Annotated in this window: 23 protein-coding genes; 11 read left to right on the forward strand and 12 right to left on the reverse strand. The window is 57.0% G+C overall.

Translation table 11 applies throughout. From position 1 onward, the window contains the following. Positions 1-146: 146 nt before the first annotated feature. Positions 147-914 (reverse strand): SDR family NAD(P)-dependent oxidoreductase, encoded by a 768-nt coding sequence (locus B3K78_RS03640; protein WP_204995093.1) that lies wholly within the window; start codon positions 912-914, stop codon positions 147-149. Positions 915-1,169: 255 nt separating this feature from the next. Here B3K78_RS03640 and B3K78_RS03645 point away from each other — a divergent pair, with 255 nt between their 5' ends. Genes B3K78_RS03645 through B3K78_RS03655 form a run of 3 tightly spaced genes read left to right on the forward strand, consistent with a single transcriptional unit; the run spans position 1,170 to position 4,809 of the window. Beyond that, a complete protein-coding gene (locus tag B3K78_RS03645) occupies positions 1,170-2,321 on the forward strand; it encodes a 1-acyl-sn-glycerol-3-phosphate acyltransferase (protein ID WP_204995357.1) in 1,152 nt (383 codons plus the stop codon). Positions 2,322-2,339: 18 nt separating this feature from the next. Continuing rightward, the gene (gene dinG / locus B3K78_RS03650) at positions 2,340-4,463 is read left to right on the forward strand and encodes an ATP-dependent DNA helicase DinG (RefSeq protein WP_286694335.1); all 2,124 of its coding nucleotides are present in this window, start codon (positions 2,340-2,342) and stop codon (positions 4,461-4,463) included. 4 nt (positions 4,464-4,467) lie between these two features. Then, positions 4,468-4,809: a YqcC family protein gene (locus tag B3K78_RS03655; RefSeq protein WP_286694336.1), complete on the forward strand. Its 342-nt coding sequence runs from the start codon at positions 4,468-4,470 to the stop codon at positions 4,807-4,809. A 33-nt stretch (positions 4,810-4,842) separates the two neighbouring features. Here B3K78_RS03655 and fixJ read toward each other — a convergent pair whose 3' ends face one another. Next, positions 4,843-5,466: a response regulator FixJ gene (fixJ, locus tag B3K78_RS03660; protein WP_204995096.1), complete on the reverse strand. Its 624-nt coding sequence runs from the start codon at positions 5,464-5,466 to the stop codon at positions 4,843-4,845. Between the two features lie 173 nt (positions 5,467-5,639). Here fixJ and B3K78_RS03665 point away from each other — a divergent pair, with 173 nt between their 5' ends. Genes B3K78_RS03665 through B3K78_RS03675 form a run of 3 tightly spaced genes read left to right on the forward strand, consistent with a single transcriptional unit; the run spans position 5,640 to position 10,978 of the window. Continuing rightward, a complete protein-coding gene (locus tag B3K78_RS03665) occupies positions 5,640-8,729 on the forward strand; it encodes a cache domain-containing protein (protein WP_286694337.1) in 3,090 nt (1,029 codons plus the stop codon). Then, entirely contained in the window at positions 8,719-10,272 is a 1,554-nt protein-coding gene (locus B3K78_RS03670) for an ATP-binding response regulator (RefSeq protein ID WP_204995098.1), read from the forward strand. Before B3K78_RS03665 ends, B3K78_RS03670 begins: the two co-directional genes overlap by 11 nt. Next, positions 10,253-10,978: a M48 family metallopeptidase gene (locus B3K78_RS03675; RefSeq protein WP_286694338.1), complete on the forward strand. Its 726-nt coding sequence runs from the start codon at positions 10,253-10,255 to the stop codon at positions 10,976-10,978. Before B3K78_RS03670 ends, B3K78_RS03675 begins: the two co-directional genes overlap by 20 nt. Here the strand turns inward: B3K78_RS03675 and B3K78_RS03680 are convergent. Further along, entirely contained in the window at positions 10,960-11,616 is a 657-nt protein-coding gene (locus B3K78_RS03680; protein WP_286694339.1) for a TetR/AcrR family transcriptional regulator, read from the reverse strand. The genes B3K78_RS03675 and B3K78_RS03680 overlap by 19 nt on opposite strands. 120 nt (positions 11,617-11,736) lie before the next feature. Between B3K78_RS03680 and choxAB the strand changes: the two genes are divergently transcribed. Next, positions 11,737-13,392, forward strand: a complete 1,656-nt coding sequence (gene choxAB / locus B3K78_RS03685; protein WP_286694340.1) for a cholesterol oxidase — start codon at positions 11,737-11,739, stop codon at positions 13,390-13,392. Between the two features lie 33 nt (positions 13,393-13,425). On the opposite strand, the gene traF is transcribed toward choxAB, so the two are convergent. Then, positions 13,426-14,547, reverse strand: coding sequence for a conjugal transfer protein TraF (gene traF, locus B3K78_RS03690; RefSeq protein WP_286694341.1), 1,122 nt, complete (start codon positions 14,545-14,547; stop codon positions 13,426-13,428). A gap of 163 nt (positions 14,548-14,710) precedes the next feature. Between traF and B3K78_RS03695 the strand changes: the two genes are divergently transcribed. Together B3K78_RS03695 and B3K78_RS03700 are read left to right on the forward strand one after the other, a co-directional pair. Next, positions 14,711-15,337 carry a lysophospholipid acyltransferase family protein gene (locus B3K78_RS03695; RefSeq protein ID WP_286694342.1) on the forward strand — a complete coding sequence of 209 codons (627 nt, stop codon included), beginning with the start codon at positions 14,711-14,713 and terminating at the stop codon, positions 15,335-15,337. Between the two features lie 94 nt (positions 15,338-15,431). Continuing rightward, positions 15,432-16,640, forward strand: coding sequence for a sensor histidine kinase (locus B3K78_RS03700; RefSeq protein WP_286694343.1), 1,209 nt, complete (start codon positions 15,432-15,434; stop codon positions 16,638-16,640). A gap of 5 nt (positions 16,641-16,645) precedes the next feature. On the opposite strand, the gene B3K78_RS03705 is transcribed toward B3K78_RS03700, so the two are convergent. The 3 genes from B3K78_RS03705 to B3K78_RS03715 all read right to left on the reverse strand — a co-directional run bounded on the left by B3K78_RS03705 (position 16,646) and on the right by B3K78_RS03715 (position 18,215). Next, positions 16,646-16,888, reverse strand: coding sequence for a zf-HC2 domain-containing protein (locus B3K78_RS03705; protein ID WP_286694344.1), 243 nt, complete (start codon positions 16,886-16,888; stop codon positions 16,646-16,648). Then, on the reverse strand, positions 16,882-17,496 hold the full coding sequence (locus tag B3K78_RS03710) for a sigma-70 family RNA polymerase sigma factor (protein ID WP_286694345.1): 615 nt from the start codon (positions 17,494-17,496) through the stop codon (positions 16,882-16,884). The genes B3K78_RS03705 and B3K78_RS03710 overlap by 7 nt, the downstream gene beginning before the upstream one ends. Before the next feature lie 95 nt (positions 17,497-17,591). Further along, positions 17,592-18,215 (reverse strand): HvfX family Cu-binding RiPP maturation protein, encoded by a 624-nt coding sequence (locus B3K78_RS03715; protein WP_286694346.1) that lies wholly within the window; start codon positions 18,213-18,215, stop codon positions 17,592-17,594. 197 nt (positions 18,216-18,412) lie between these two features. Here B3K78_RS03715 and B3K78_RS03720 point away from each other — a divergent pair, with 197 nt between their 5' ends. Both B3K78_RS03720 and B3K78_RS03725 read left to right on the forward strand, forming a co-directional pair. Next, complete coding sequence (locus B3K78_RS03720) at positions 18,413-18,784, forward strand: HvfA family oxazolone/thioamide-modified RiPP metallophore (RefSeq protein WP_204995108.1); 372 nt, start codon at positions 18,413-18,415, stop codon at positions 18,782-18,784. Positions 18,785-18,903: 119 nt separating this feature from the next. After that, on the forward strand, positions 18,904-19,794 hold the full coding sequence (locus B3K78_RS03725) for a DMT family transporter (protein WP_286694347.1): 891 nt from the start codon (positions 18,904-18,906) through the stop codon (positions 19,792-19,794). A gap of 7 nt (positions 19,795-19,801) precedes the next feature. On the opposite strand, the gene B3K78_RS03730 is transcribed toward B3K78_RS03725, so the two are convergent. From B3K78_RS03730 to B3K78_RS03750, 5 genes are read right to left on the reverse strand one after another with little or no spacing between them, the layout of a single operon-like run. Next, on the reverse strand, positions 19,802-21,484 hold the full coding sequence (locus B3K78_RS03730; RefSeq protein WP_286694348.1) for a BatD family protein: 1,683 nt from the start codon (positions 21,482-21,484) through the stop codon (positions 19,802-19,804). After that, positions 21,471-23,405: a vWA domain-containing protein gene (locus tag B3K78_RS03735; protein WP_286694349.1), complete on the reverse strand. Its 1,935-nt coding sequence runs from the start codon at positions 23,403-23,405 to the stop codon at positions 21,471-21,473. The genes B3K78_RS03730 and B3K78_RS03735 overlap by 14 nt, the downstream gene beginning before the upstream one ends. Next, positions 23,402-24,406: a VWA domain-containing protein gene (locus tag B3K78_RS03740; RefSeq protein ID WP_286694350.1), complete on the reverse strand. Its 1,005-nt coding sequence runs from the start codon at positions 24,404-24,406 to the stop codon at positions 23,402-23,404. Before B3K78_RS03740 ends, B3K78_RS03735 begins: the two co-directional genes overlap by 4 nt. Next, complete coding sequence (locus tag B3K78_RS03745; RefSeq protein WP_286694351.1) at positions 24,400-24,882, reverse strand: DUF4381 domain-containing protein; 483 nt, start codon at positions 24,880-24,882, stop codon at positions 24,400-24,402. The genes B3K78_RS03740 and B3K78_RS03745 overlap by 7 nt, the downstream gene beginning before the upstream one ends. Continuing rightward, positions 24,879-25,796 carry a DUF58 domain-containing protein gene (locus B3K78_RS03750; protein WP_286694352.1) on the reverse strand — a complete coding sequence of 306 codons (918 nt, stop codon included), beginning with the start codon at positions 25,794-25,796 and terminating at the stop codon, positions 24,879-24,881. Before B3K78_RS03750 ends, B3K78_RS03745 begins: the two co-directional genes overlap by 4 nt. Positions 25,797-25,811: the final 15 nt, after the last annotated feature.

Raw genomic sequence — 25,811 nt, forward strand, 5'->3', positions numbered from 1 at the left:
CGAGCTACCAGACTGCTCCACCCCGCAATTGACTGGTTGTCTTGTTCTCTAAGACAGGTCGCGCATTATAGGGATGGCTTTGGGGGCTTGCAAGCCTTATGTGCGTTTTGTTTCAAATTTTTGAAAATGCCGGTATTTAAAGCACATTAACCGCTGTGGCGAATGGAGCCATCGACAGGTAGCACGGTGCCGTTGATGAAGGACCCCGCGTCACTCGCGAGCAAGATGACCGGGCCGACAAGCTCGTCGATATTGCCCAGGCGTTTAGCAGGCATGCGCTGAATATAGGCTTTGCCGGCGTCGGTGGCGAAGAAGTCTTGGTTCATTTCGGTTAGGAACCAGCCGGGTGCGATGGCGTTTACGCGAATGCCGTGACGCATTAGGTCGAGTGACATTGCCTGAGTGAGGTGGGCGACTGCTGCTTTTGAGGCGCAGTACGTGGTTTGGCCACTCTGCGCCATAATCGCTAGTACCGAGGCGATGTTGATAATGCTGCCCTGTAGTCCGGCGGCAACCATGCGTGCGGCGCCTTCCTGCGCTACATTCCAAACCCCATTGAAGTTGGTGCCCATAACGAAATCGCGAGACGCGTCGTCAATTTTAAGGAAGTTCTTCGGGTCGGCAACACCGGCGTTGTTAATGATGATGTCAGGGGTTCCCGACAGCGCTTCGGCGCGGTCATAGGCGGCATTGACGCTGCTGCGGTCGGCGACGTCCATGGCGACTGCATGGGCAACGCCCCCTGCGGCGCGAATTTCTTCCACCAGTGCGTGCAGTTTCTCTTCGCGGCGGGCACAGGCAATGATTTCCGCGCCAGCCTCGGCCAGCCCTTTGGCGATGCCGTGGCCCAGGCCCGATGAGGCCCCGGTAATAAGTACTCGACGGTTTTGCAGAGAGAAACGTTGCAGGCTCATTCGCTTATCCTTCGCTGTTTAGTTATTGAAAGTGTGCCCGATTAAAGCGGCTTTCGGCGCCGATAGGAAGCTCTTTTCATGCCCTGGTGTGTCATTGCACGGCGGCGATGTCGCGTTAGGACCGTCGTGGCGCGGCTGCGCATCTTTTCAGCAATTGAGGTAGAATTCTGCCCTCAAATAATACCTCTCCCCCGATGGGGCGATACTGCTTCGGCGCGACGACGCAGCCGCCGAGGTCTGCGATGAGTGAATACGATGGATGAATTTGCCGATATTCGGCCCTACCGCGACAGTGAGGTGCGGGAGGTGCTGGATCGCCTGTTAGTTGACGATGAATTACTCAACGCCGTTGCTGCGCTGCGCATGCCAAAAGCCAGCCGTTGGTTCCCAAAGTTGCTGCGACCGCTGATCAGCGCAATTTTGCGCCGGCAGTTTAAGCGCGTTGTGTCTGTGGCAGATTTTCAGCAGCGGGTGAAAAGCTATATGGATAGCATGATCGCTCGTTCCACCAGTGCATTCACGGTATCGGGGCTGGAAAACCTCTCGGCGGACAAGGCATACCTGTTTATCAGTAACCATCGAGATATCGCTCTCGACCCCGCATTTGTGAACTATGCGCTCCATACCAATGGCATGGACACTGTGCGTATCGCGATTGGCGATAACTTGTTGTCCAAGGCTTTTGCTGCCGATTTGATGCGTATTAATAAGAGCTTCATCGTGCAGCGCAGTGCCAAGGGGCCGAGGCAGATGCTGGCCGCATTTAAGAAGCTGTCCAGCTACATTCGCCATTCTCTGCATCAAGAGCGCTCCTCGATATGGATCGCTCAGCGGGAAGGGCGCGCAAAGGACGGCAACGACGCGACCGAAGTTGCGCTGCTAAAGATGATCGGTATGTCGCAGCGTAAGGCTGACGAGAGCTACGCCGAATTTATTGCGGCGATGAATATTGTGCCGGTGAGCATCAGCTATGAATGGGACCCGCTGGATGCGGCCAAGGCCCATGAGCTGGCGCAGATAGAAATGGATGGCCGTTATGAAAAGGCCGAACACGAGGATCTGAAAAGCATCGCGACAGGGATTGTTGGGCAAAAGGGGCATGTGCATGTGCATTTCGGTACGCCAATGAGTGGCGACTACAGCGATGCCAGCGAGCTTGCCCAGGCTATCGATGCCCAGATCATTGGCAACTACCGCTTACACGGCAGCAACCTGTTGGCCTATATGCGCCTGTTTAACGACGAGCGCTGGCGCTCGGTCACCACCGCCGATGTGCCCGCCGCCGAGGTGGCGCACTTTGACGAGCACTTCGCCAATATGCCGCCCGACTATCGGCGCAAGGCGTTGGAGATCTATGCGCGACCGCTGATTAACCAATTGGCATTACAAGAGAGCACCTCTGCGTGAGGTTGTCGGGAGCCAATAGTGCTGAGTGATGCGCTAAAACAGCAGATTCAGGGCGCGTACCGCCAGTTTCTTGATAGCAAATCGCTGCGGCCGCGGCTCGGGCAGCGCTTAATGATTGCCCATATTGCGCGCGTGCTGGGTGGGATTAAGCGCAATCAAGACCACAAACGCAGCGGCGGGGACCACCTGTGTGTGGTGGAAGCTGGCACGGGCACGGGCAAGACCCTGGCCTATGCATTGGCAGCGATACCCATTGCACGGGAATGCGACAAAACACTGGTGATTGCCACCGCGACCGTGGCTTTGCAGGAGCAGATTCTGCAGCGAGACTTGCCGGATATTCTTCAGCACAGCGGCCTGTCTTTCACCTTGAGTTTGTCCAAAGGGCGCCGCCGTTATTTGTGTCTCTCTAAGCTTGACCAGATTCTCAGTGGTGGCGATGCCGCGACCCTACCGCTTTATCCTGATGAGCGCAGCGCCGCGCCGGACAACAGCGCGTTGGCGCTGTATACGCGTTTTGCCGATACCTTGGCGAGTGGCCATTGGGACGGTGATCGCGATAACTGGGACAGCGTCTTGCCCGAGGAGCAGTGGCAGCGGGTCACTACCGACCACGCGCAGTGCAGCGGTCGGCGTTGTAGTCATGTGAAGCAGTGCAGCTTCTTTAAAGCGCGGGAGTCGATGGCTCAAGCCGAGGTGGTTGTGGCAAACCACGACCTCGTGCTGGCCGACTTAGCCTTGGGTGGCGGCGCAATACTGCCGCCGCCGGAAGAGTGCATTTATATTTTCGACGAAGCCCATCACCTTCCCGACAAGGTGATCAATCATTTCAGTGCAAACTTTCGCCTCGGCGCCAGTGAGCGATGGCTGGAACAAGCGGAGCGCAGTATTGCGCCTATTCTGGCCATACCGGCCATGCAAAAGTCACTCAGGGGGCAGTTTGACTCCCTATTGAACTTGCTCGTTGCCGCGCGAGAGGCGCTGAATCCGCTCAGGCCGATATTGGTGGAATTGCTAGAGGGGGCCGTTGAGCGGCAGGGCAATAAGCAGCTGCGCTTTGAAGAGGGCAGGGTGCCCGAGCGACTGGCTGAGCGAGCGCGCGAGTTGCGCGTTGCCTTTGCTGCACTGGTGCAGCATTGCGAGGCCATGAGCGACACCCTCCAGGACGGTTTGGATAAGGGCACATTAGAGCAGCGCCGCGACGAGTTGGAACAGTGGTTGGGTGATGTGTCGGCGATGCGCTTTCGCTGCCAGAATATGCTGGCCCTGTGGCAGTCCTACGCCAGCGATAGCCGCACGGAAAAGCCGCCTATCGCCCGTTGGCTGACGCTGGTTGATGCCGGTCAGGGGCTCAGGGATATGGAGCTCAACAGTAGCCCTATTTTGGCGGCAAAAACCCTTCAGTCGTCACTGTGGTCGCGCTGTTATGGCGCGGTATTGACATCGGCTACGCTTACGGCGCTCGGCAGTTTTAAGCGCTTTAGTATGCGCGCTGGTTTATACGAAGACGCCAGCTTTGAGGTGGTACCCAGCCCTTTCAATCACGCCGATGCGGGGCAATTGCATGTGCCTGCGATGAGCTGCGATGCCGGCGATGCCCAGGCGCATACCGACGCATTAATTGAGATGTTGCCACAGCTGCTGGACAAGGCGGCGGGAAGCCTGGTGTTGTTCGCATCGCGAAAACAGCTGAACGCGGTCTATGAGGGAGTGCCTTTGTCGCTGCGCAGCTTGATACTGGCGCAGGGAGAATTGCCGAAACATGACATTCTGCGGCAGCATCGCGAGCGTCTGGATGCCGGAAAGGGCAGCGTTATTTTTGGTTTAGCCAGTTTCGCAGAAGGGGTCGATTTGCCGGGTAAATACTGCTCGCACGTGGTGATCGCGAAAATCCCCTTTGCCGTGCCGGAGGACCCAGTAGAAGAGGCGCTGGCAGAGTGGATAAGCGCCAATAACGGCAACCCCTTTATGGAAATTACCGTGCCGGATGCGGCGGTTCGCCTTATTCAGGCTAGTGGGCGCTTGCTGCGCAGTGAGTCTGATCGGGGGAAAATCAGTATTCTGGACCGGCGTATAGTCACCCGTCAGTACGGCCGCAAAATGCTCGACTCAATGCCGCCCTACCAACAAGTAATAGAGTAAAGCTGTGAGTGTGTATTATCGCGTGTCCGCAACGCTGATTGATATTGAAGCTGAGCTGCGTCGCATCGGGCACTGGGAAAGCCAACGGCCGCCCGAGCAGGCACTGCGCAGCGAGCAACCCTTTGCCGTGGATACCTTGTCGTTCAACCAGTGGTTGCAGTTTATCTTTATTCCGCGAATGCGCTTTCTTGCTGAGCAGAAGCAGAGCCTGCCGGGGGCGTGTAATATTTCGCCAATGGCGGAGGAGTTTTATCGAGGGCAGAATCTGCCCGTGGCGGAGTTGCTGGCTGCGCTGCGACATATCGACAGCTTATTAAGTGATGGCGGCGACGCGCCGACGCGATAACTCATCGCTCCGGCGCGCAGAGGAAGGGGCTGCTTAGCTTGCGCTGCTGTTGTCTTCGGCGGCCATTACCATGCGCACCAAATGGGCCAGTGAGCGCACGCCCATTTTTTCCATCACCCGGGCGCGGTGAATTTCCACGGTGCGTTGGCTGATATCCAGGTCATAGGCAATCACCTTATTGGCCTTGCCTTCAATCATCAGCTCCATAACCTGTTTCTCGCGGGGGGTTAGCTCGGCGAGACGCTCAATAATCTTGTGCTTTTCTTCCAGGTCGGCGCGGTTTTCAGCGTCCGCGGCGATCGCCTGTTGAATCTTGCCCAGTAGCTCTTCCTCTCGGTAGGGCTTCTGCACGAAGTCAACAGCGCCGCGCTGCATGGCTTCAACGGCCATCGGAACATCGCCGTGGCCGGTAACGAAGATAATCGGCAAAATGGAGTTTCGCATGTTCAGCTGGCGTTGAAGCTCCATGCCGTTCATGCCGGGCATACGGATGTCCAGTACCATACAGCCGGCCATATCAGTGGAGAAATCCTCTAAAAAGGCATCTGCGCGAGAGTACGCGGCAACGTGGTAGCCTACCGATTCCAAGACCATTTGCAGTGAGTCGCGAACGGCGTCATCGTCTTCAACCAAGTAGACAGTTGCTTCTTTTGTCATTATTCCGTCCTTGCTTTGTCAGGCGTCTTTCGCCCAGATTAGCCGAAATCTATGGGGTTTTGCCAGCTTCATGCAGAAATTCCTCACTGCGATACTGGCGAAGCGCGATCTGAGCCGATAAGCTTCTGGTTTATATGCCTTCGGGCCACCAATATGAAGAAGAAAGGGTGCGCATGAAATCGAAGCGCAGTTTAGTACAGATATACCTCCTCAGCCTGGTTGCCTTGTCGGCAATTCCGCTGGCTGTGCTGGGTTACATCTGGATCGCCAAAGAGTACGAGCGCTACACTCAGCAGAGTGAGGATTGGCGCGACAGTTATATCGAGTCGCGCCGTGAACTGCTGCGTCGAGAGGTCGACAAGGCCGTTGAGTACTTAGAGTTTAGGCGCACTCAGCTCAACCGTCAGCTTTACAACGACCTGCGCCACCAAGTGGCCATTGGTCTGTCTCTCATAGAGAACACGCACAAGGAATATGTGGGTGAGAGCCGTAAGGAACAGCTGAGCCGCTTGCGCACAACAATGAGCTCGCTCAGCTTTCACGACAACAACGGCTTTTTCTTTCTTTTCGATTCCGCCGGGCGGGCAATTTTGCCGCCCATGCATCCCGCTGGTGATAAACGCCTGAGCGACGGCAAGGTACTTAATGCCTTTGCCGAACAGATACGCTCGGTCACACAAAAGAAAAATTACGACTTTGTAGAATACCGAGTCACTGACAGCAGTCGCCCTGGCACCAGTGAGCGCAACTTCAGCTTTGTGTACTACTTTGAGCCGCTTGGCTTGTACATGGGGGCGAGTGTTTACCTGCATGACGAGATTGCGCGCGTTCAGAAAGAAGTTGTTGAGCGTATAGCCGCTGTGCCCGTCGATACCGAAAACTCAATCCTGTTTATGGTGGACGGCGATGGGCGGCAGTTGGTCAATGGCTATGACCCCGAGGCAGTGGGCCAGCCAATGCCGGACGTGCTTGCCGTTACTCAGGGGTTGGACGCCGAAAACAACAGCTTGTTTACCGAGCTGAATTGGCGAGACCGGGAAGGCGGTCAGCAGCCGGTGGTTTCCTATATCCGTCGCTACCAGCCCTGGGGCTGGACCCTGGGCTCGGCTGTGTTTTTGGACGAGCTCAATGCCAAACTGTTGGCTGAGCGCTCCGCCCTGCAGAGCCGTGTAGAAGAACATATTTTATTCATCTTGGTCATCGCCTTCGGCCTGATGCTGTTCTCGATGATCGCGGCGCGCTGGTTGGCCCGGCGCAGTGCGCACGGCTTCAATATCTTTCAGCAGTTTTTTGCCGACGCCAGCAAGCGTTCAACATTTATCGACGTGGAGCGGCTGCCGTTTGCCGAGTTTCAACACTTGGCGGAAGATGCCAACTTCATGGTCGAGAAGCGCACCCAAACGGAGCGCGCGCTTAAACTCAGTGAACGGCGCTTCCAATTAGCCTTGGATGCCGCCCAAAACCACCTCTGGGATCTCGACTTAAGCACTGGCTTAGTGACCGTGGGTGCCAGCTTCTTTCGCTCGCTGGGCTACACCCCACCGAGCAAGCCCTATGCCGTGGCGGCATTCAAAGAAATTGCCTACCCGGATGATCTGCAGATTATCGCTTCTGCCGTTGATAGTTGGTTGGGTTTGGCAACTGGCAATAGCGTCGAGTTTCGGGTTCGCGACAGCGACGGAAATTATCACTGGATATACAGTCGCGGCGACGTTGTCGAAAACGACGAGCGCGACCAGCCCCTGCGCGCCATGGGTATCATGACCGATATCACCGAGCGCAAGCGCATGGAGCAGGATCTGGTGGATGCACGCATTGCCGCCGAAGATGCGCTTCACGCCAAGAGTCAGTTCCTTTCAAGTGTGAGCCACGAGCTGCGGACACCACTTAACGGCGTACTGGGCTACGCGCAATTATTGCAAAAAGAGCAGGGCTTCCCGCCAGACAGCAAAGAGTATTTACGCGCGATCGAAAGCTGCGGCAAGCACTTGTTGAACTTGATTAACGATGTGCTCGATCTGGCAAAAATTGAAAGTGGCAATATCAATATCGTATGCGAAGCGAATGACCTCGATGATGTTATCGCCAGTGTTGGCGACATTGTCGGCCATCGCGCGAAGTCGAAAGGCCTGGAGTTCATCATTGAGGTTGCCGACGATGTTGAGCGCAAGCTGCAATTCGACGCCGTAAAACTGCGGCAGGTATTGGTTAACCTGCTCGATAACGCCGTCAAGTTCACCAACAGTGGACAGGTGGGCCTGAAGGTTGGTGTTAACGAAGTTGACGATAGCTTGCAGTTTGAGGTTCGCGACTCCGGTATTGGTATTCCCGCCGACAAGCTGCGAGATGTTTTTGAGCCCTTCCGCCAAGTGAATCCTCAAGACGGTAAGGGAACGGGGCTCGGCCTGTCGATCTGTCGGCGCTTGGTAGAGGCGATGGGTGGCAGTTTGAATGTGCGCAGCGAGGAAGGTGTTGGCAGCTGTTTCTACTTCCATATCCCGCTAATGCCTGTGTCAGAGCAAAGCTCGCCGTTATTGGATGCGCCCGAAACGCAGGAGCCCGTCGCTGAAGAAGCCGAAATATCGGGTAATCCTGCGGTGATTGTTGCCGACGACGTTGCGGTGAATCGCCAGGTATTGCTGGGCATGCTCGAAGATATTACCGACGACGTTCGAGAAGCGGCGAACGGCCTTGAAGTGATAGAGCGTTTGAAGGAGCGCGACGCCGCCGTTATTTTGATGGATTTGCGAATGCCGGAAATGGACGGCATGGAAGCAACGCGGATCATTAAGCAGGAAATGAAACACGATGTTGCCATTATTATGGCATCGGCCACCACCGACGAGGGAATGGTGGAAGAAGCGCGCTCCTTCGGCTGTGATGATTTCCTTCCTAAGCCGATTAGCATGGCAGACCTGTACAAGGTAATGGCGCGATTCTGCGATACCGCCGTGCCGGACGATTCACCGGTGGCGAGCGTTGCGCCGGCGGCGTTAAAAGCGGGATATATCGATGTTTATCCGAATGCATCAGCGTCTGAGGATGTGCCGCTGCCCGAGGAATTGCTGGAAAAATTAGCCCACGCCGTAGACCTCGGTGATGTCACCGGTTTGCGAGAACTGCTTGAGGTGCTGCGTAAGCGTCACCCAGAGCAGCGCGAATTGAGTGAAGAGGCTGAGCGCCTTCTGCGTGAATTCGACTTTGAGCGCTTAGGGCAATTGTTCAAGTCAGTAAATGAAGGAGCCGCCGTCGATGGCACCTGATCGCGGCGGAGAGCAGATACTGCTCGTCGACGACAATCCCACCAATCTCCAGGTATTGTTTAAGACGCTTGAAGGCAGTGGCTACCGGCTGTTGGCCGCGCGCGACGGTGAGTCAGCGCTCTACACGGCAAAGCGCGCTAAGCCCGCGCTGATACTGCTGGATGTCATGATGCCGGGGGTCGACGGCTTTGAGGTTTGTGAGCGCTTAAAAGCGGACCCCGAAACCGAAGATATCGTCGTTATTTTCCTCTCGGCATTGACCGATAGTCAGTCCAAAGTACACGGCCTGGCCATTGGTGGTGTCGACTATATCGCCAAACCCTTCCAGGCCGATGAAGTACTCGCAAGGGTGCGCACGCACATCAAGTTGCAGCGCCTGGAGCGAGCGCTCGCCAAGCGAAATAGCGAACTAGAGGATGAGAATCAGCGTATTCTCAACGCCGTGGATGAGGGGATTTTTGGCCTCGACAGCGCCGGAAGGGTTTCCTCGATGAACGCGCGTGCCGCAGAGCTCACCGGCTGGCCACAGGCTGACGCGCTGGGCGAGCCGCTGCTGGCACTGAAACTGTTCCCCGGCGACGACGGCTTAAACCAAGCCTTGTCGCTGCTCTGCGAAGCCGGTGTGAGCTTGCGCAAGAACCACGTTGAGCTAACCGGCAAGGACGGCGAGCTGGTTCAGGTGGCCTTGAGCGGCAGCGCCAGCGCCGAGGGTGGGGCAGTGCTGGTATTGCGCGATATTGGCGAATGGCTGGCAAATCAACAAGCGCTGGAGGCGGCCAGAAACGAGGTGGACCACCAGCGTCAGCACCTGGCGCATATTGAGCGTTTAAGCACCGGGGGCGAAATGGCAGCGGGTATCGCCCACGAGGTCAATCAGCCACTTACCGCAGTGAGTAATTACGCCCGCGTTGCCCAGCGCCTGCTGGCGGACTTACCCGATGCGCAGCGCAGTAAGCTGGACGATGTGCTGAGTAAAATCGGCGTGCAGGCCGAGCGCGCGTCGGCGGTGATTCAGCGGATGCGCAGTTACGTGAAAAAACCCTCAGGGGCGAAGGCGACACTGTCGCTCAATGAATTACTGGAGGACGTGTTGGCGCTGGCGGAGGTGGATTCGAAGGTCAACCGTACTCGCGTAGTGTTTATGGGCGCCAATGACCTGCCAACAGTCTATGGCGACGAAGTGCAGATTCAGCAAGTCGCCCTGAACCTGATTCGCAATGCGATGGAGTCGACCGCGGCGGCGCAAAGCACCAGGCCGGTTGAGGTGAGTACGTTTTTCGCCAACGGCCGGGTTGGTTTTCGCGTTCGTGATTTTGGTCTCGGTCTCGCAAAGGAAGTGGAAGAGCAGTTATTCAGCCCCTTCGTCACTTCCAAAGAGGGAGGGATGGGGATTGGTCTGTCAGTGTCCCAGACGATTATGCAGGGCCATGGCGGCGATATCGCCTACGAGGCCAACCCGGGTGGCGGGGCAGTTTTCTGTTGCGAATTTCCCGTTGCACAAGATCCAGCGTTGACGGATTCGCGTGACTCCGCCAGCGACTGAGCAGGGACAGCTCGAGCTGGAGGGCCTGTCGGTGCGCTACGTGGTGCGTCGCCAGTCGCAACGCCGCAGGCGCTTGGCATTGCGCGTTTCCCCGAGCGGCGATGTTGAAGTTCGCGTGCCGCAACATACTCCCCAGCACGAAATTGATGCAATGCTTCGCCGTCACGGCCGGTGGCTGAGGTCGTGTATTGAGCAGGCAGTGCCGGCGGCGCCGGCTCCTCAATATCGCTGTGGCGACTATTTTTCCTATTTGGGTGAGCGTTGGCAATTGCGCGTTGAGCCGGGGCGTGGCACGAGCATTTTTCCCGAACAGCGTTTGCTGGTTATCAAAGCCAGAGATCGAAGCCCGGAAAATATTCGCCGCTTGTTTTTATGCTGGTTACGCGATCGCAGCCGCGACTATTTTGCCGCTCGCCTAACGCAGCTGTCGGCGAGCCTGCCGTGGCCGCAGCCGCTGCCGCCGCTGCGTGTCAGGGCAATGCGTTCGCGCTGGGGGAGCTGCTCAAGGCGCGGTATTTGCTTGAATACCCGTCTGATGAAGGCGCCGCCACTGTGCATTGATATGGTCATTGTTCATGAGCTGTGTCACATCCGCGAGATGAATCACAGCAGCGCTTTTTACGCGTTGATGGATGCGGCCATGCCGGGCTGGCGAGACGCGAGCCGACAGCTGGATGCATTGAGTGATCAGCTGCTGGTTGATTGACGCTGGTGATGTGCCGACACGGCGGTGAACAGCAGCACGCTGCTTTCTATTAACGACTCGCGGCTTTCGTGGTAGCCATTTAATACCCAGCGCCGCGCCATTTGCACCACGGCGCCCACCAACCCTGCATAGACCATGCTGTCATTGGCGGGTTTGCTGAACTCGGCAATACCCAGCACCTGAGCAAGTTCGCCGATCAATTCGGCAAATTCTTCCATCGCTTGATAGTAGAGCGTATCCATCGCTTTGCTCACGCCAAAGATCTCAAACAGGATGACCCGCGCCAGCTCCGGTTGCTTCTCCAGGGTTTCAAAAAACGCACTTAGCCCGGTGCGCATGGTTTGCTCAGTCGATAAGCCGGGAGCGGCAATGGCGTTCAGCATCGCGTCGCGAAGCAGGGCGGTTTGCTGTTGGTACAGCTCGCCAAGCAGTGCCTCGCGGTTTGCAAACGACTCGTAGAAATAACGCTCTGTTAACCCCGCCGACGCACACAGACTGCGAACGGTTGCGTTGCTGTATCCCTGAGAAGACACCACTTCCAGCGCCGCCTGCAGAAGAAGCTGGCGGCGTTCAGCGCGTCGCGCATCGGGGCTTTGGCCGCGATAAGAGCGGCGGCGTGCGGGGCTTGAATTTGTCATGGGTAAAATTTTGACATGGCGCGTTGTCAAATGTAAAGTGACAACGTGCATTGTCAGAATAGCATCGGTTCTGACGGAGAGTCTTTTACTAAAGAGCGGCGCAGCGGCGCTGAGAGAGCAATGAGCAAACAACAAGACTACGATTTTGATTATTTGGTGGTGGGGTCGGGTTTCGGCGGTTCCGTTTCGGCTCACCGGCTCACGCAGAAGGGCTATTCGGTTGCCGTGGTTGAATCGGGGAAGCGTTGGAATGCCGACAACCTGCCCGCCAGCAACTGGCGTTTTTGGCGTTGGCTGTGGCGCCCTCTGCTTGGCTTAAAAGGTTTCTTCAATATTCGCTGGTTCCGGCATGTGCTGATCTTGCAGGGCAACGCCGTTGGCGGCGGGTCGGTGACTTATGCCAACACGCTGTTGGTGCCCAAGGAAACGGTGTGGGATGACGGCAGCTGGGCGGGCCTGACTAACTGGAAGCAGGTTATGCCCCGGCATTACGATTCTGCCAGGGCGATGTTAGGGGTCACAGAAAATCGCATCCTTGGGCCCGCAGATCATGCGCTGAAAGAGATTGCTGACGACTGGGGCTGTGGTGACACGTTCTACCGAACACAGGTGGGCGTGTTTTTCGGCAACGAAGAGGATGAGCCGGGCACCCGTTATAACGACCCTTACTTTGGTGGCGATGGTCCGGCGCGTAACAGCTGTATCGCCTGTGGTGGTTGCATGGTTGGTTGCCGGCACAATGCCAAGAATAGCCTGGATAAGAACTACCTTTACTTCGCAGAAAAGCAGGGCGCAAAAGTATTTGCCGAGAGCAAGGTCGTCGATGTGCGACCACTCGGCGATGCCCAAGGCTCGCAGGGCTATGAGGTCACGGCGATAAGCAGTACCTCTTTATTTCGCAAAAATGTCCGCCGCTGGCGAGTGCGCTCGGTTGTGTTTGCGGCCTCGTCACTGGGCACTCAAGACTTGTTATTTAAACTGCGCGACAAAGGGTCGCTGCCAAATATTTCGTCGCAACTGGGTCGCCGGGTGCGAACCAATGCAGAGTCGTTGATTGGGGTTCGTGTGCCGGGCAATCCGGAAATGGATAAGGGGATTGCGATAGGTTCGGGGGTGTACCTGGATGAGCACACGCATATCGAAGCAACGCGTTATCCAAAAGGGTCCGACGCGATGGGCATGCTGGTTACGGCAATGACGCGCGGCGATACAAGTGCCACGCGCATCGCTGTGTGGATCAAGACCGTACTCAAGCTCCTGCTAACCCGTCCCCTGCAGGGGATTCGCATGCTGATCCCCTTTGGTATGGCCTCGCAAACGATTATTTTTCTGTGTATGCAAACCCTGGAAGGGCATATCGATATGCGCTACCGGCGCCCTTGGTACTGGCCCTTTAGCAAGAAAATGCTCAGTCATGGCGAACGCATTCCCACGTATATTCCTCAGGCCAGCGATTTCGCCCAGCGGGCGGCGGAAAAGCTGGGTGGAATGGCGGGAAGTTTGCTTACAGAGGTGCTCTTTAATATTCCTGCCACCGCGCATTGTATGGGCGGTGCGGCGATGGGGCGCTCTGCCGACGAGGGAGTGATTGACTACCGCAACCGGGTGTTTGGCTACCAAAACATGTATATCTGTGACGGTTCCATGCTGGGCGCGAACCTGGGTGTAAACCCCTCGCTCACCATCACAGCCTTGACCGAGCATGCCATGAGTCACATTCCCGCCAAGCAGGAGCTCACCGACGAAAACGCGGCCCCTAGCAGCGCTGCTGCCTAGGGGCAGCCTCCGCCCTGAAAACAGGGTCCAGGCTTAGAGTGGCAGTTGTAGTGATGCGTGGCCGCCGAGCTCGCGTTTGCCTGCTGCTGTCACGCTGATTTCCGCCCTCAGCGAGCGGCCGAGGGTATAGCGGATGCCGGCGTTGCCGGTATCTCGCTCGTAGCGATGCTCGGCGTAGTTGTAACCCATAACGAGGGCAAATCGGCGGGTAACGTTCAGGCTCGCCGAGAGGTTGACGTCGCGGCGCTGTGGCGCCTCGCCAAAGCGTGCTCTTGGCACGAGGTCACCCATAATCTGCACATCTCCCCAGGGGCGTCGATAGTCGATCCCGGCGATCACCCGGCTGCGTTGGCGGTAGAGGTCACCGCTGGCTCCGCGCAAGGATTCGGTATACAAGTCTTTGACTATTAGGTGCAGGCCGACATGGCCAATGGTATGTCGCATGCCGAGGTCGGCATTGAGTTGCACGCGGTTCTTAATGTCGGTGTCCCAGTCGAACACTTTATTCTTTTCGTAGTCATCGTAATCGATGCGACGCTCAAGCAAGCTAATGACCTGTATCTTGCCCAAAATTCCAAACTCAGTATTCGGCAGAGCGTCCAGGCGGAAGTGATAATTAATGCCCGCGTGGTTTTCCAGCACGGCGGAGATATCCATGTAGGATTCTAGGTCGGGGCCGCCAAACAAGCCGGTTACACCGGCGAAGCGCAGGCGATTTTCATCGCCTTCGTCATAGTAAAAGCGCGCAGTGCCGCGCAGCTCGCTGCCCAGCCGGTAGTGAAACGGGCTCTCATTGGATGTTGCCAGAATAATTGTGCCGCGGCTGCGCAGGCTGGTGGTTGCGCCATCCAAGGCTTCGAGCGCGTCGACTAAATCTTGTTCGTCGCCCGGAATCAACAATAGGCCTCGCGACCTCGCTTCGAGATTTTCGCCTTCTTCTTTTACTTCCAGTGCTTTGTCCAGCAGGTCGTCCCTGTCGTCGAAGTAGATCTCGCCGTAACTGTAGAGCAGGGTTTCTTTGGGGTCGCGGCTGGTTTGTGCGTCAGCCGGATTGTTGTCCAGTGCGCGCAGGTCCACGGGTTTTGAGTGCTGTGCGATGGCAATACAGCTGTACAGGTAGCAGGGGATAAGCAGTAGCTTAAAAAGTCGGCTCACTTGGGGCTCCGGTGTCGCGGCGCGACAGCTAGGCCGCATATTATGGTGTTTTGGCGAGGATAGCGGGGGCAGCTCAGGGCGGCAAGCGTCGGCGTAGATTCTTGTGTATGATTCTGAGCGTCGGCGATGACCGACAAATAACAATAACGATGTAGAGCGGCTCATGACTTCCTATGTTTCTGAGATAGCGCAGCGTAAAACGGTGTGCAGTTACCCCCGGGTTTTAACAGCTATTCACTGGTTAGTCGGCGGCGTGTTTCGGCTGCGAGGGTGGCGTTTTCAGATGCCTGCGCCGGCGCCGCGCAAATATGTGATGGTCGTTGCGCCGCATACCAGTAATTGGGACTTTTTCTTGATGGTAGCGCTTGGCGCTGCGCTGGGGCGACAGGTGCGCTTTATGGGCAAGCACAGCTTATTTCTCGGCCCGCTTGGGAGCTTGCTGCGTTGGTTAGGCGGTATTGCGGTAGAGCGCACAAGTCGACATAACTTCGTTGAGCATATGGTTGAGCAATTTCACAATACCGATGACATGGTGCTGATTATTGCCCCGGAAGGTACGCGCAAGGCAGTAGAGCGCTGGAAGGGCGGCTTCTACCACATTGCTGCAGGGGCGGGTGTGCCCATTGTGCCGGTGTATCTTGATTACGCGGAAAAACGGGTTGGCTTCGCGTCGCCGTGTATGCCTACCGGCGATATGGATGCGGATATGGTCGATATCCAGCAGTGCTATGAGCGCGTCACTGCTCGTCACCCCTCCGGCGATAGCAGCCACCCCAACAAAGGTAGGTAGATTACCCAATAACCCTGGGCGGTGTGCTTGCTGACAATGTAATTTTGCGTAAAACGGCTACACTCAGCGCATTACCACAGCGAGGCGGTAAGTCATGAATGAGTTCTGGCGCAGTATCCTGGGGCCGGAAATGCCACCCCATGGTCACTGCTACCTTTGGAATGAGCAGTTGGTGTTTCTGCACGTTCTTAGCGACACCTTAATTACCCTGTCTTACTTCACGATTCCCATTGCTTTGATTGTCCTCGTCAAACGGCGTGACGATCTCAAGTTCAATTATATGTTCTTGATGTTCGCGGTGTTTATTTTTGCGTGTGGTACCACGCACTTAGTGAATATTCTGAATGTTTGGTACGGTGCTTATTGGTTAAGCGGCACCATAAAGGCGATAACGGCCATCGCCTCTGTCGGTACGGCAATACTCGTGTGGCCCCTCATCCCCAAAGCCCTGGCGTTGCCGAGTAACGCGCAGTTGGTCGAGCTGAACAATCAGTTACAGAATGAAATTGCGGAGAACCGTCGTAAACAAGAAGAAGTGGAGCGTTTGTCGGCAGACTTGCAGAGCCTTGTTACCCAGCGTACCGAAGAGCTCGCCGAAGCGCGGTTGAATAAAACCCTACTCGAAAAGACCAATGAGTCGCTCAGCAATAGCAATACGGCACTGGAAGAATTCTCGCGCGCCAGTAACGAGGGTTTTGTCGAGCCCTTGAGGGTTATCGATGTATACAGCAAGCGCCTGCAAGAGCGCGCTGGCCAGGAGCTGAGCGAGGAATCGCGGCAGTGGTTAAGCAAAGTCTGTGAGGCAAGCAGCCAGGCGTCGCGCTTGAATGCCGGCTTGCAGCGCTATAGCCAGCTGCCCTTGAATGAGCCCGTTGAGGAGTTGAGCCTGGACAGCTTGGTGTCGCGAATTATCGACGACGAGGCGATGGCCGATGTCGTGAGCATTCAACCGCCCGGCTTGGGTACCGCCGTGCTGCCGGGTGGAACGCTGACCTTGGTTATCAGAGAATTATTGCGCAACGCCAAACGCTTCAGTGGCCAGCGCCCATTGCGAGTGGATATCGGCCGCTTACCCGACCCCACGACGGGTGGCCTCGCGCTGTTTGTACGGGATAACGGCCGCGGGATTCCCGCTGCCCAGCAGAAGCGTGTCTTTGCGCTCTTCGAGCAATTTCATTCGGAGGGCGAGGGTGTTGGCCTGGCGTCTATTCGCCGCCTCGTTAGTGAATATGGTGGCCGTGTCAGCGTTATCAGCGACGGTGAGAGTGGCAGCGAGTTCCGCGTTGAATTCCCGCTGCTATAATCCGCTCACTTTTTGCCCGGTGACTCGTCGATTTTGTCGAGAATTCGGGTAGCGGTGTCGTTGTCCTCTTGCCAGAGTTGACGGGCTAACCTCGCTGCGGTGTCGCGGCTTGTCACTAGGTGCTGCCGAAAGCGCCGACAGGGGCCGCAAATCATTAGGTGCATTTTAAATTGCAGGCCGGCCCAACCGCGCGGCGGGTTATCGAGGTGGTCACTGGCCAAATGGCTTATTTCCTTGCAGCTTAGCATTCCCCCGTCTCCTGAAAGTGGTCGACAACATCTAATAGCTTGAGTCGCGCTCGGTGAAGTAATACGCGTACATTGCTTTCGCTTAGCAGCAATTGATCGGCAATATCACTCAGTGGCATTTGCTCTAAATCACGCAGCATAAACACCGCTTTTTGGTTCTCCGGTAGCAAGGTTAATGTGTGCTCGATACAACAGCGCAACTGGTCTTCCTCTAGCAGGCGTTCCGGCGTGCCCAGTTCCCAATGCGTGGGCGGGATTTGCCAGTGGCCATCGGCGGCGAAACGGCTCTCTGCGAGCGCCGCAGGAAGCTGCTCGGTATCGGCTACATTCATGTGGCGCTTCTCCTTGCGAAGTCGCGATTTGGCCTCGTTACTGACGATCTGGATCATCCAGGTCGATAGTGCAGAGCGCCCCTCGAAGCGGTTTATCGCCCTGAATATTGAGGTCCAGGCTTCCTGTACCACATCCTCGGCAAAAACATCACCAATAATGGCGCGGGCCACAATAAGCAGGCGCTGATTGTAGCGAACAATAAGGTCCCTGAATGCGGCGTTATCTCCGCTTTGCAGGCGCTCGAGCAGGGCGTCGTCTTGCATTGCTTGTGACACGCGTAGTGGCCTTCGTTTTATTGCGAAACGTAGGTCATAGTGTCCCCGATAACGCGACCCGGCGGCAATGCTTGGCGGTAAAATTGCTGACATCTTTAGCGGCGTTGTCGCGCCATGTAACGGTGGAGGCCGTCATCGATACTCACGTAGCGCCCTCCGCCCATTTTGATCAGGGCCAATAACATAATGAAATAGGTGGCTGCGAACTCGATGCCGTTGTTGAGGATCACAAAGTTGCCGCTCTCGGTCAGCCAATCGTAGTGGCCGTGTTCCTGAAGAATGGATTTTGCAGCGTCCAGTTTTTCCGCTGCGGCGTCAACACGGGCATTTGCAAAGGGGGCACTCGCATCGGCGATCGCCTGCCAACCAAAGGACCAGTGCACGGTGGTGGCGGCCACAAGCATGGTGACGGCGAGCGGCACCGCTATCCAGCGTGTGGCGAGGCCAACGAGCAGCAGGGCGGCGCCCGCCAGCTCAGTGGCCGTAGCCAAGCCTGCCATCAGTGTTGGCATGGGTAGCCCCAGGCCCCACTCGGGGTTGCCAAACCAGGCGACGGTATCGTCGAAATGGCGGTACTTATTGCTGCCTGCCATCCAAAATATTGGTACCAGATAGAGCCGAATCAGCAGTGACGGCAGACCAGAGAGCGGTGTCAGCAGGCGCCCTAGTCCGTTGTGTAGGCGAGTGACCGTGTCAGTAGCGGTCTGGAGAAACGTCATGGCGAGCATCCTTATTTTTACAGGTATGCGCCATAGACGAACCGCGTTCGCCATTGTTACACCGTCTGGAAATATTCCAGCGATGCCAATAAATTTTATTAATTCACTGTAACAACTTTCTCTGTGAGTCATCTATGCTGTAACGCAGGTGCTTTTCGCTGGCGTCAATTAAACTTTCTAAACGAGGTAGTACATCCATGAATAAATCAAAAATGACAGCACTGACCGCCGCCATGTTCGCTTCAAGTCTTGCTTCCGCTGCGGTGAGCGATAGCGGCAACCCCTTCAGTGCGCAATCGCTGAGCAGTGGCTATCAACAAGTGGATTTTGGTAAGCACGCTGAGGGTAAATGCGGCGAAGGCAAGTGTGGTGGCAAAAAGGCCAGCGACGAAGGTAAATGCGGCGAGGGCAAGTGCGGTGGCAAAAAAGCCAGCGACGAAGGTAAGTGCGGCGAAGGCAAATGTGGCGGCAACAAAGCCCGTGACGAAGGCAAGTGCGGCGAGGGTAAATGTGGCGGCAACAAAGCCCGTGACGAAGGCAAGTGTGGCGAAGGTAAGTGCGGCCACTAAATTCGTGGCGGCAATAGCGCCGCCCACTCCTCTTTTCTGGTAAAGGTCGCCAGCGCTATTTATAGTGTTCGGCGGCTGCGCCACAGTGCAGTCCTATTATCGGTATGTTGGGCGGTGTTGTGGCAGGTTTTCCTTTTCGATTTTCACAAGACAGGCGGCGCTTAGCCATTGGCGTTGGCTTGTCCCTGCTCACCGTTTTCCTGTCGGCGACCGTTGCCGCGGTTGGTAAACATTTGTCGGGAATGCAGGTGCCGGTATCGGCAATGATCGTTGCCCAATACAGCATATCCTTTGTTTTTACCCTGCCCAGTGTTGCGCGCGGCGGCGTTGCCAGCTTGCGTAGTGAGCGCCTGCCCATGCATTTTTTGAGGGGGTTAAGTGGGGTTGCATGCTTCTACTTCTACTTTTTCGCGCTCAGTAAAATCTCACTATTAGAAGCCACGCTGCTGCGCAACAGCGCACCATTGATGGTGCCGCTGTTAATATTTTTGGCGTTGCGAGAGCCGGTGAGCCGTCGCAGCTTGCCACCGTTACTGCTGGGTTTTGCCGGGGTGGTGTTGGTGCTGCGGCCGGGCTTTGCGGAGTTGAGCATCTGGCATTTGGTTGCGCTGGGCTCGGGCTTGGGCCTGGCTATTTCTATGATTACCACGCGTATGTTGGCGTCCACTGAACCCGCAAATCGGATCTTGTTCTATTACTTTGCCGTGTCCCTGATGGTCAGCGTGCCGTTTTTTCTCTGGCAGGGCGGCGACGTGCATCTCTCGGCCTACCCTTGGTTGCTGTATATGGGGGTGGTGATCTATTTGTGCTTTCTGCTGTACACCTGGGCTTATCGCTATGCCTCGGCATCGGTGCTCGCGCCGACCAGTTATTTTGCGGTGGTCTTTGGCGGGCTGCTGGATTGGCTGATCTGGGGGCTGCTGCCAGATACGCTCACATTGATTGGCATTGCGCTGGTGATTCTTGGCGGTGTGATGGTTGTCGGCGGCCGCGACGATGCCAAAACATAAGCGGTGCTCATAGGCTCTTGTACAGTGGCGCGAGGGCCGGTTTGGCGGGACTCTCGGCCTGCTGCTTTCTGTAGGCCGCTGCGGTCTGTAGCAATGCGGCGTAATCCACACAGGGCTCGGCGGCGCGATAAAGTTCGGCGTTGATATTGTCAACGTGAGTGGCAAAGGCGGGTTCGTGAGCGACGAGCTCCGCTAAACTGCGGTAGCCGTCTTGCTGGTGAGAGGCCCAGTCTTGTAACGCCGCTCTCGCGGCGCGGGCATCGCGCTGTTTGCAGGCCTTTTTCAGCCTTTGGTAAGCCGCCTTTTCGTGTTGGTCACTCTTCTTCTCAGCATCCCGGAGAGGAGGCTCTGTGCGATCACGACGACGGAGCAGCGCCCACAGGCAAAGTAGATTGGTGCAAATTAATAGGGCAATAATTATCCGGTAGGGTGTCAGTGCCGTGTGTGCGCTGGTTGCCGGGCCGCTGAGCGGGGTTGCCGAGGGCGCAGCTTGCGACGCTGCGGTTTCGATGGCCTCATCGCCGGACGCGCCCGGTGCGGGGCTTACAACTAACTCCCGGGCGGGTAATACCGCAAGCTCGGCGCGGTTAGTGCGCGTGTTCCACCAGGCAAGCTTTATTTCGGGCAGGGTGTAGCGCCCGGCTTCGTTGGCGATCATCGCTGTGGATTCGCTGCGCAGGCCAACCAGTATTTGTTCATCTTTGTTATTTTGCAGCACTGGCTGGTCAGGGTAGAGCTTGGCCCCTGCCAGGTCGTAGCGAGGCAGTGCGGGTAGCTGCGCTGCCATCAGCCCCTCGGCGCGAATATCCACGCGACGGGTAATCGACTCGCCCACCTGCAGTTGCTCGGGGTCGCTGCTCCACTCTTCAAATATCTCTACGTTGCCTGCGGGCAGCCATAGCGCGCCGTCGAAGTCTGCCGGTGGGGATTGAATATCAATCTCCATGGGCGGACTGCGACGTACCAGTAAACGGCCTGGGTCTAACAGTGAAGGGCGGTAGCTTTCCACGCGCGCTTGCAGCGTCAACGCAGGTATCTCCAATGTGCCACTGCGCTGAGGGAAAACGGCGTAGCGGCGTTCAATAACCTGAAAGCTGCGGCCATCAATGCGTTGGCGGTAACGACTCTCCCCGAGTGATTCGACCAGGGCATTGTCGACTTCCAGGGGATCCAGGGTGGCGTCGAGAAAATTCACCGAGCTGTATAGCTTGACGCTGTATTCCAGCATTTGCTGAACATAGCCGCGACGCGGCGTGATATCCGCTTCTAACCATACTTGGCGATTGTCAGTATTCTGGCGTCGCGCGCTGTTTGACGGCGTGACGCGGATGCTTATCGCCTTGGTTTGTTTGTTGCCCATGGTGATGGCGGGTATGGTCAGGTCGCCTTCGCGCTTCGGGGCCAGCGTGTAGTCCCACTGACGGCTGCTGCTGATTTTGCCGTTGACGATATTGGTACGGCTGCTCTGCTGTCGGTTCAGAATATGGAAATCATTGCTCAGCTCGCTTACATCGGGCTCACCGCTGAATAAAATGCTGTCGGCCGACAAGGTGAGGTTGAGGGTTTCCTCCAGGGCGACTTGATTGCGGTCGACCGAGGCACGTACTGTGGTTTCGGCCTGCGCGAGGCCGCTACAGCAAAGCGCAAAAAAGCTCAGCCACAAGGTCGCTAGATACTTAATACGGGGCATAGTTTTCGGCCTCCGGCAGCTCGCCTTGGCGGCGGCGCTGATCATATTGGTATTGGAATTTGTTGCGAAGCAGCGTATCCGAGCTGTCAGGAATATTTCTCAGCCACTGCTCTTGCGCCTGTTCTTCCTCTGACAGCGGCGCCTGAGCAGCACCTGCAGCAGGCGCTGCTTTGGCATTTTCAACGGGCGTAGTGCCGTCGCTTTGCCGGGCGACGGCGTCGTTTCGCGCATCGTCATTCTCACCGCGCTGTTGCGCGTGCTGCTCGGCGAGAGCCTTCTGGTTCGCCGTGTTTTCTGAAGCAGGTGCGGCGTCGGAGTCGTCGGTGCCTGGATCCTCTGATGGGGCCGCTTGCTGTTCCCCCGAAGACTGTTGCGGGTTTTCGCCTGCGTTGGTGGCATTGTTGTCAGCCGCGGCGTTGTTACTTTGCGGGTCGCCGCCTTGATTTGCCTGGTTCGGCGCACCGGTGTCGCCTTGTTCCTTGTTATCAGTGTCTTTATTTTGAGAGCTCTGGTTTTCAGAGGCCTGATTTTCAGAACCTTCGTTTTCAGAACCTTGGCCGCCGGTTTGCTGCTGTTGTTCTGTTAATTGTTCTACTAATGCCTTGTTGGTTTTGGCATCGGCCATGTCGGGCTGGCGGTGCAACGCTTGATCGTAGGCCTTCAAGGCTTCGTCCAGTTTTCCCGCCTTGGCCAGTGCGTTGCCGCGGTTATAGTGAGCGTCAGCGGAGTCTCGCTCTGCGAAGGCGTCCGCCGCCGCGGCATAGTTGCCGGCGCGATAGTGGGCGCTGCCGCGCCACATAGGGTCGCGGAATAGTTCGGCGGCTTCTGCGGGCGCCTCCTGAAAGCGCTGCAGTGCTCGTTGGTCGGCGGTTTTCCACGGGTGCTGCCAGTCCAGCGCATAGCTGTGCTCGGGCTGGGTGAGTATCGCGAGGAATATAATCAGCACAGCACCGCGCCGGAAGGCCAGCAGGGCAAAGGGTAGCAGGAGCAGGGCTAACCACTGACCGCCGTCTTGCCACTGCTCGAAGGTTTGCTGCTGTGTACTCTCTTCAAATTGTTGGCTGCCCGCTGCCAGTTTGCGCAGGGCGGAATCGCCCAGTGGGGCGCTTAAGTTAATGTACTGCCCCCCGGCCTTGCGGGCCAGGGCCTGCATCAAGGCCTCTGGCATACTGGCGACGATGGTGTTGCCTTGTGAGTCCCTTAAAAAGCCCCCTTCCGGCAGGGGGATAGGCGCGCCCTGTTCACTGCCCACACCGATAATTGAAACCGGGTAAGAGGACTGGTCGACAAAGCCCTCCAGTCCCTTTAGCTGCTGTGCAGAAAAGCCATCGCCGATAAGAAGAATGTGGCCGCTGGGGCTACCCGCATTGTCGAGTAGCTGCTGCGCCTGGACGAGTCCGCTAAGGGGATTGCTGCCTTGCACAGGCATCATAGCTGGATGGAGGGAGGGCAGCAGCGTATTGAGGGTGTTGCCATCATCGGTGAGCGGCGCTACCACAAAGGCGTCGCCCGCACTGGCCACCAAGCCTGTTTGGCCGTCGGCGCGCAGTGCCAGCAGATCGCGTATGGCATATTTAGCCCGCTGCAGGCGCGACGGTTGTAGGTCTTCGGCAAGCATGGAGGGGGACAGGTCCAGCACAATTGCCAAACCGCCCCGGTCTTCTAATACGGGACTTGGCAGGCGTTGCCAGCTAGGCCCCATCAGTGCCAGCCAGCACAACAACCCCGCCAAGAACACTGGCCACAGGCGCCGAGAATAGCCGCCTTGCGGCTGCTCAAGGAGGTGGGGCAATAAGCCAGGGTCGATAAATTGTTGCCACTGCTGCGCCGAGCGCTGCTGGCGAAGGTGCAGCCATAAGCACAGCAGTATTGGCAGTGCGCTCCACACCCACTCGGGACGCAACCAATGTAGCGTTATCATTGCGATCTCCTTTGCGCCAGGGTAATCGCCAGCGCTGTTATTAGCGCAGCGGTCAATGGCCAGTGGAGGAGGGAGCGTCGCGGCCGAATCTGTTGCTGTTCCTGCTCAATTGGCTCTAACGCGGCAATGGCATTGTAGGCCGCTTGCAGTTCTTCTGTGTTGCGCGCGCGGTAATATTCGCCGCCGGTTTGGTGGGCGATTTCGCGCAGTGTTTTTTCATCCAGGTCGGCAGAGGGGTTAATTTTTCGCGCCCCTAGCCGACTGCCAAAAAGCCCTGGTACTTCCATTTCTGTTGCCCCGACACCAATGGTGTAAATGCGGATATTCTCACGCTGGGCTACGGCAGCCGCCTCTAAGGGCGGTAGGGTGCTGGCGGTGTCGGCACCATCGGTTAATAAAATTACCACGCGGCTATTTTCCGAGCGTTTGCGCAGTCGCTTGATGGCAAAGCCAATGGCATCGCCGATGGCGGTTTGTTTGCCAGCGAAGCCAACCTCGGCTTCATCCATTAGCTGGCCGAGAGTCGCCAAGTCGAAGGAGAGCGGGGATTGAATGTAGGCGCGCGAGCCGAATAGGATGAGTCCGAGCTTGTCGCCTCGGCGCTGGCGGACAAATTCGTTGACGACTGCCTTTACGACAGTAATGCGAGGCAGGGCGCTGCCTTGAACTTTCATATCTTGCTGAGCCATCGACCCTGAGATGTCGACTGCCAGCATTAGATCCCTGCCGGTGCTGGGAAGCGCCTGAGGCTCACCCACCCACTGTGGACCACTGGCGGCGGCAAGCAGGCTGAGCCAGAGCAGCCAATGTGCAATGACAAGCGGGCTTTTGGTGTTATTTATGCTGAGGCTTTCGCGGTCGCGAAGCTGCATCAGTTGGTGGTAAAACGGCACCCGCAGGGCGCTTCGCACGGCCTGCTCGCTTGCGGGTTTGCTCAGTGCCCTAACGATGAGTGGTAGGGGCAGCAGCAACAACAGCCATGGCCACTGTAAACTCAGCATCCCTTCGCTCTCCTGTGCGTGCGCAGCCATGTGCTTACTGACCTATGCAGCCCGTCGCGATCAGTCAGCTGCGACGTTGCCTGATAAGCGGCGGTCTCCAGTTCGGCAAACTGCTGGGTAGTAAACACAGGGTGCTTGCAGTAACTATTTAACAGCTCGCACCAGGCGTCGCCTCGTGCAGTAGCGGCGCGTTGGCCATCAAGCTGTAAAGCGACTCGGCGCAGCAATTGATTGGCGCTTGCGGCGTAAAGGCTGTCATCGCTTTGCTGCGCGAGCTTTCCGAGCTCCGCCAGCGCGGCGCGGCGATAGGCGTTGCGGTTGTAGCAGCGGCGCCAATACAGCGCACCGGTGAGGGCGACCAACAACAGCAGTCCGAGCAGGGCAAACCAGCCCCAGGCCCAGGGAAAATCAGCCGGCGGTGGCGGTAGGTGGATGTCGGCGAGTTGGGCCAATGGGTCTGTGGGCCTTGGCGTCATGTTAGCCGGATCTCCCTGCTGAGGATGTCCAGTAGGTCGTCATCGGTATGCAGTGGTAAGAAAACAACGCCCAGCTGACGAAGTTGTTGTTGAAGCGTTTGCTGGGCCTGTGCGATGTGATCGCGGTAGTGCTGTTGTAGCCGCTGGTCGATATTAATGACCGAACGCTGCTGGCCATCGCTGAGGGGCAGCGCACCTTGCAGCGGCAAGCGCAGCTCGAGCGGGTCGTTGATGCCCAGCGCGACAATGTCGTTGTGACGTGACAGCAGCAGCAATTGCTTGTGGGCCTCGTCATCGTAGTCGTGAAAATCGCTCAAGATAAACACTGATGAGCCCGGCCTGGTGATGCGCCGAAGCTCCTCCAGCGCTGAGGACAGGGCTTGTTGTTTATCCTCTGCGGGTGCTTGGAGTAGCCGCTCGCTGTACTCGCAGGCGCTGTTTAACAAATGCAGTACTGCTCGGCTGCTGCGCTTAGGCCGGAACTCGTTGTGGCGGTCGTCGGAAAAAATAAGGCCGCCGACTCGGTCATTGCTGTCCAGACCATTCCATGCCAGCAGCGCCGCGGCGTGGCAGGCCATGACTGACTTAAAGCAATGGCGGCTGCCAAAGGCCATTGGCCGACGCTGGTCCAGGCAAATAACAATCGGCCGCTCGCGCTCTTCTTCAAACACGCGGGTGTGCGGCTTGGTGGTGCGCGCGGTTACCCGCCAGTCGATGTGGCGAATCTCGTCGCCGCCCTGGTAAGCGCGAAGTTGTTGGAAGCTTAAGCCGCGACCTTTGAAGGGCGCCGGGTGATTGCCGGTTTGTCGGGCGACGTGGCGCCGTTGTTGGCGCAGGCGAAGTTGCCGCGCGGTCAGTCTGGCGGCTATCAGCGCAGCGCGGTTAACACTCGCGCCGCGAACTACGTAGTTCATCGATTCTGTTGAAGA

The sequence above is a fragment of the Spongiibacter sp. UBA1325 genome (genome assembly GCF_002306875.1).
Taxonomy (GTDB): Bacteria; Pseudomonadota; Gammaproteobacteria; order Pseudomonadales; family Spongiibacteraceae; genus Spongiibacter; species Spongiibacter marinus.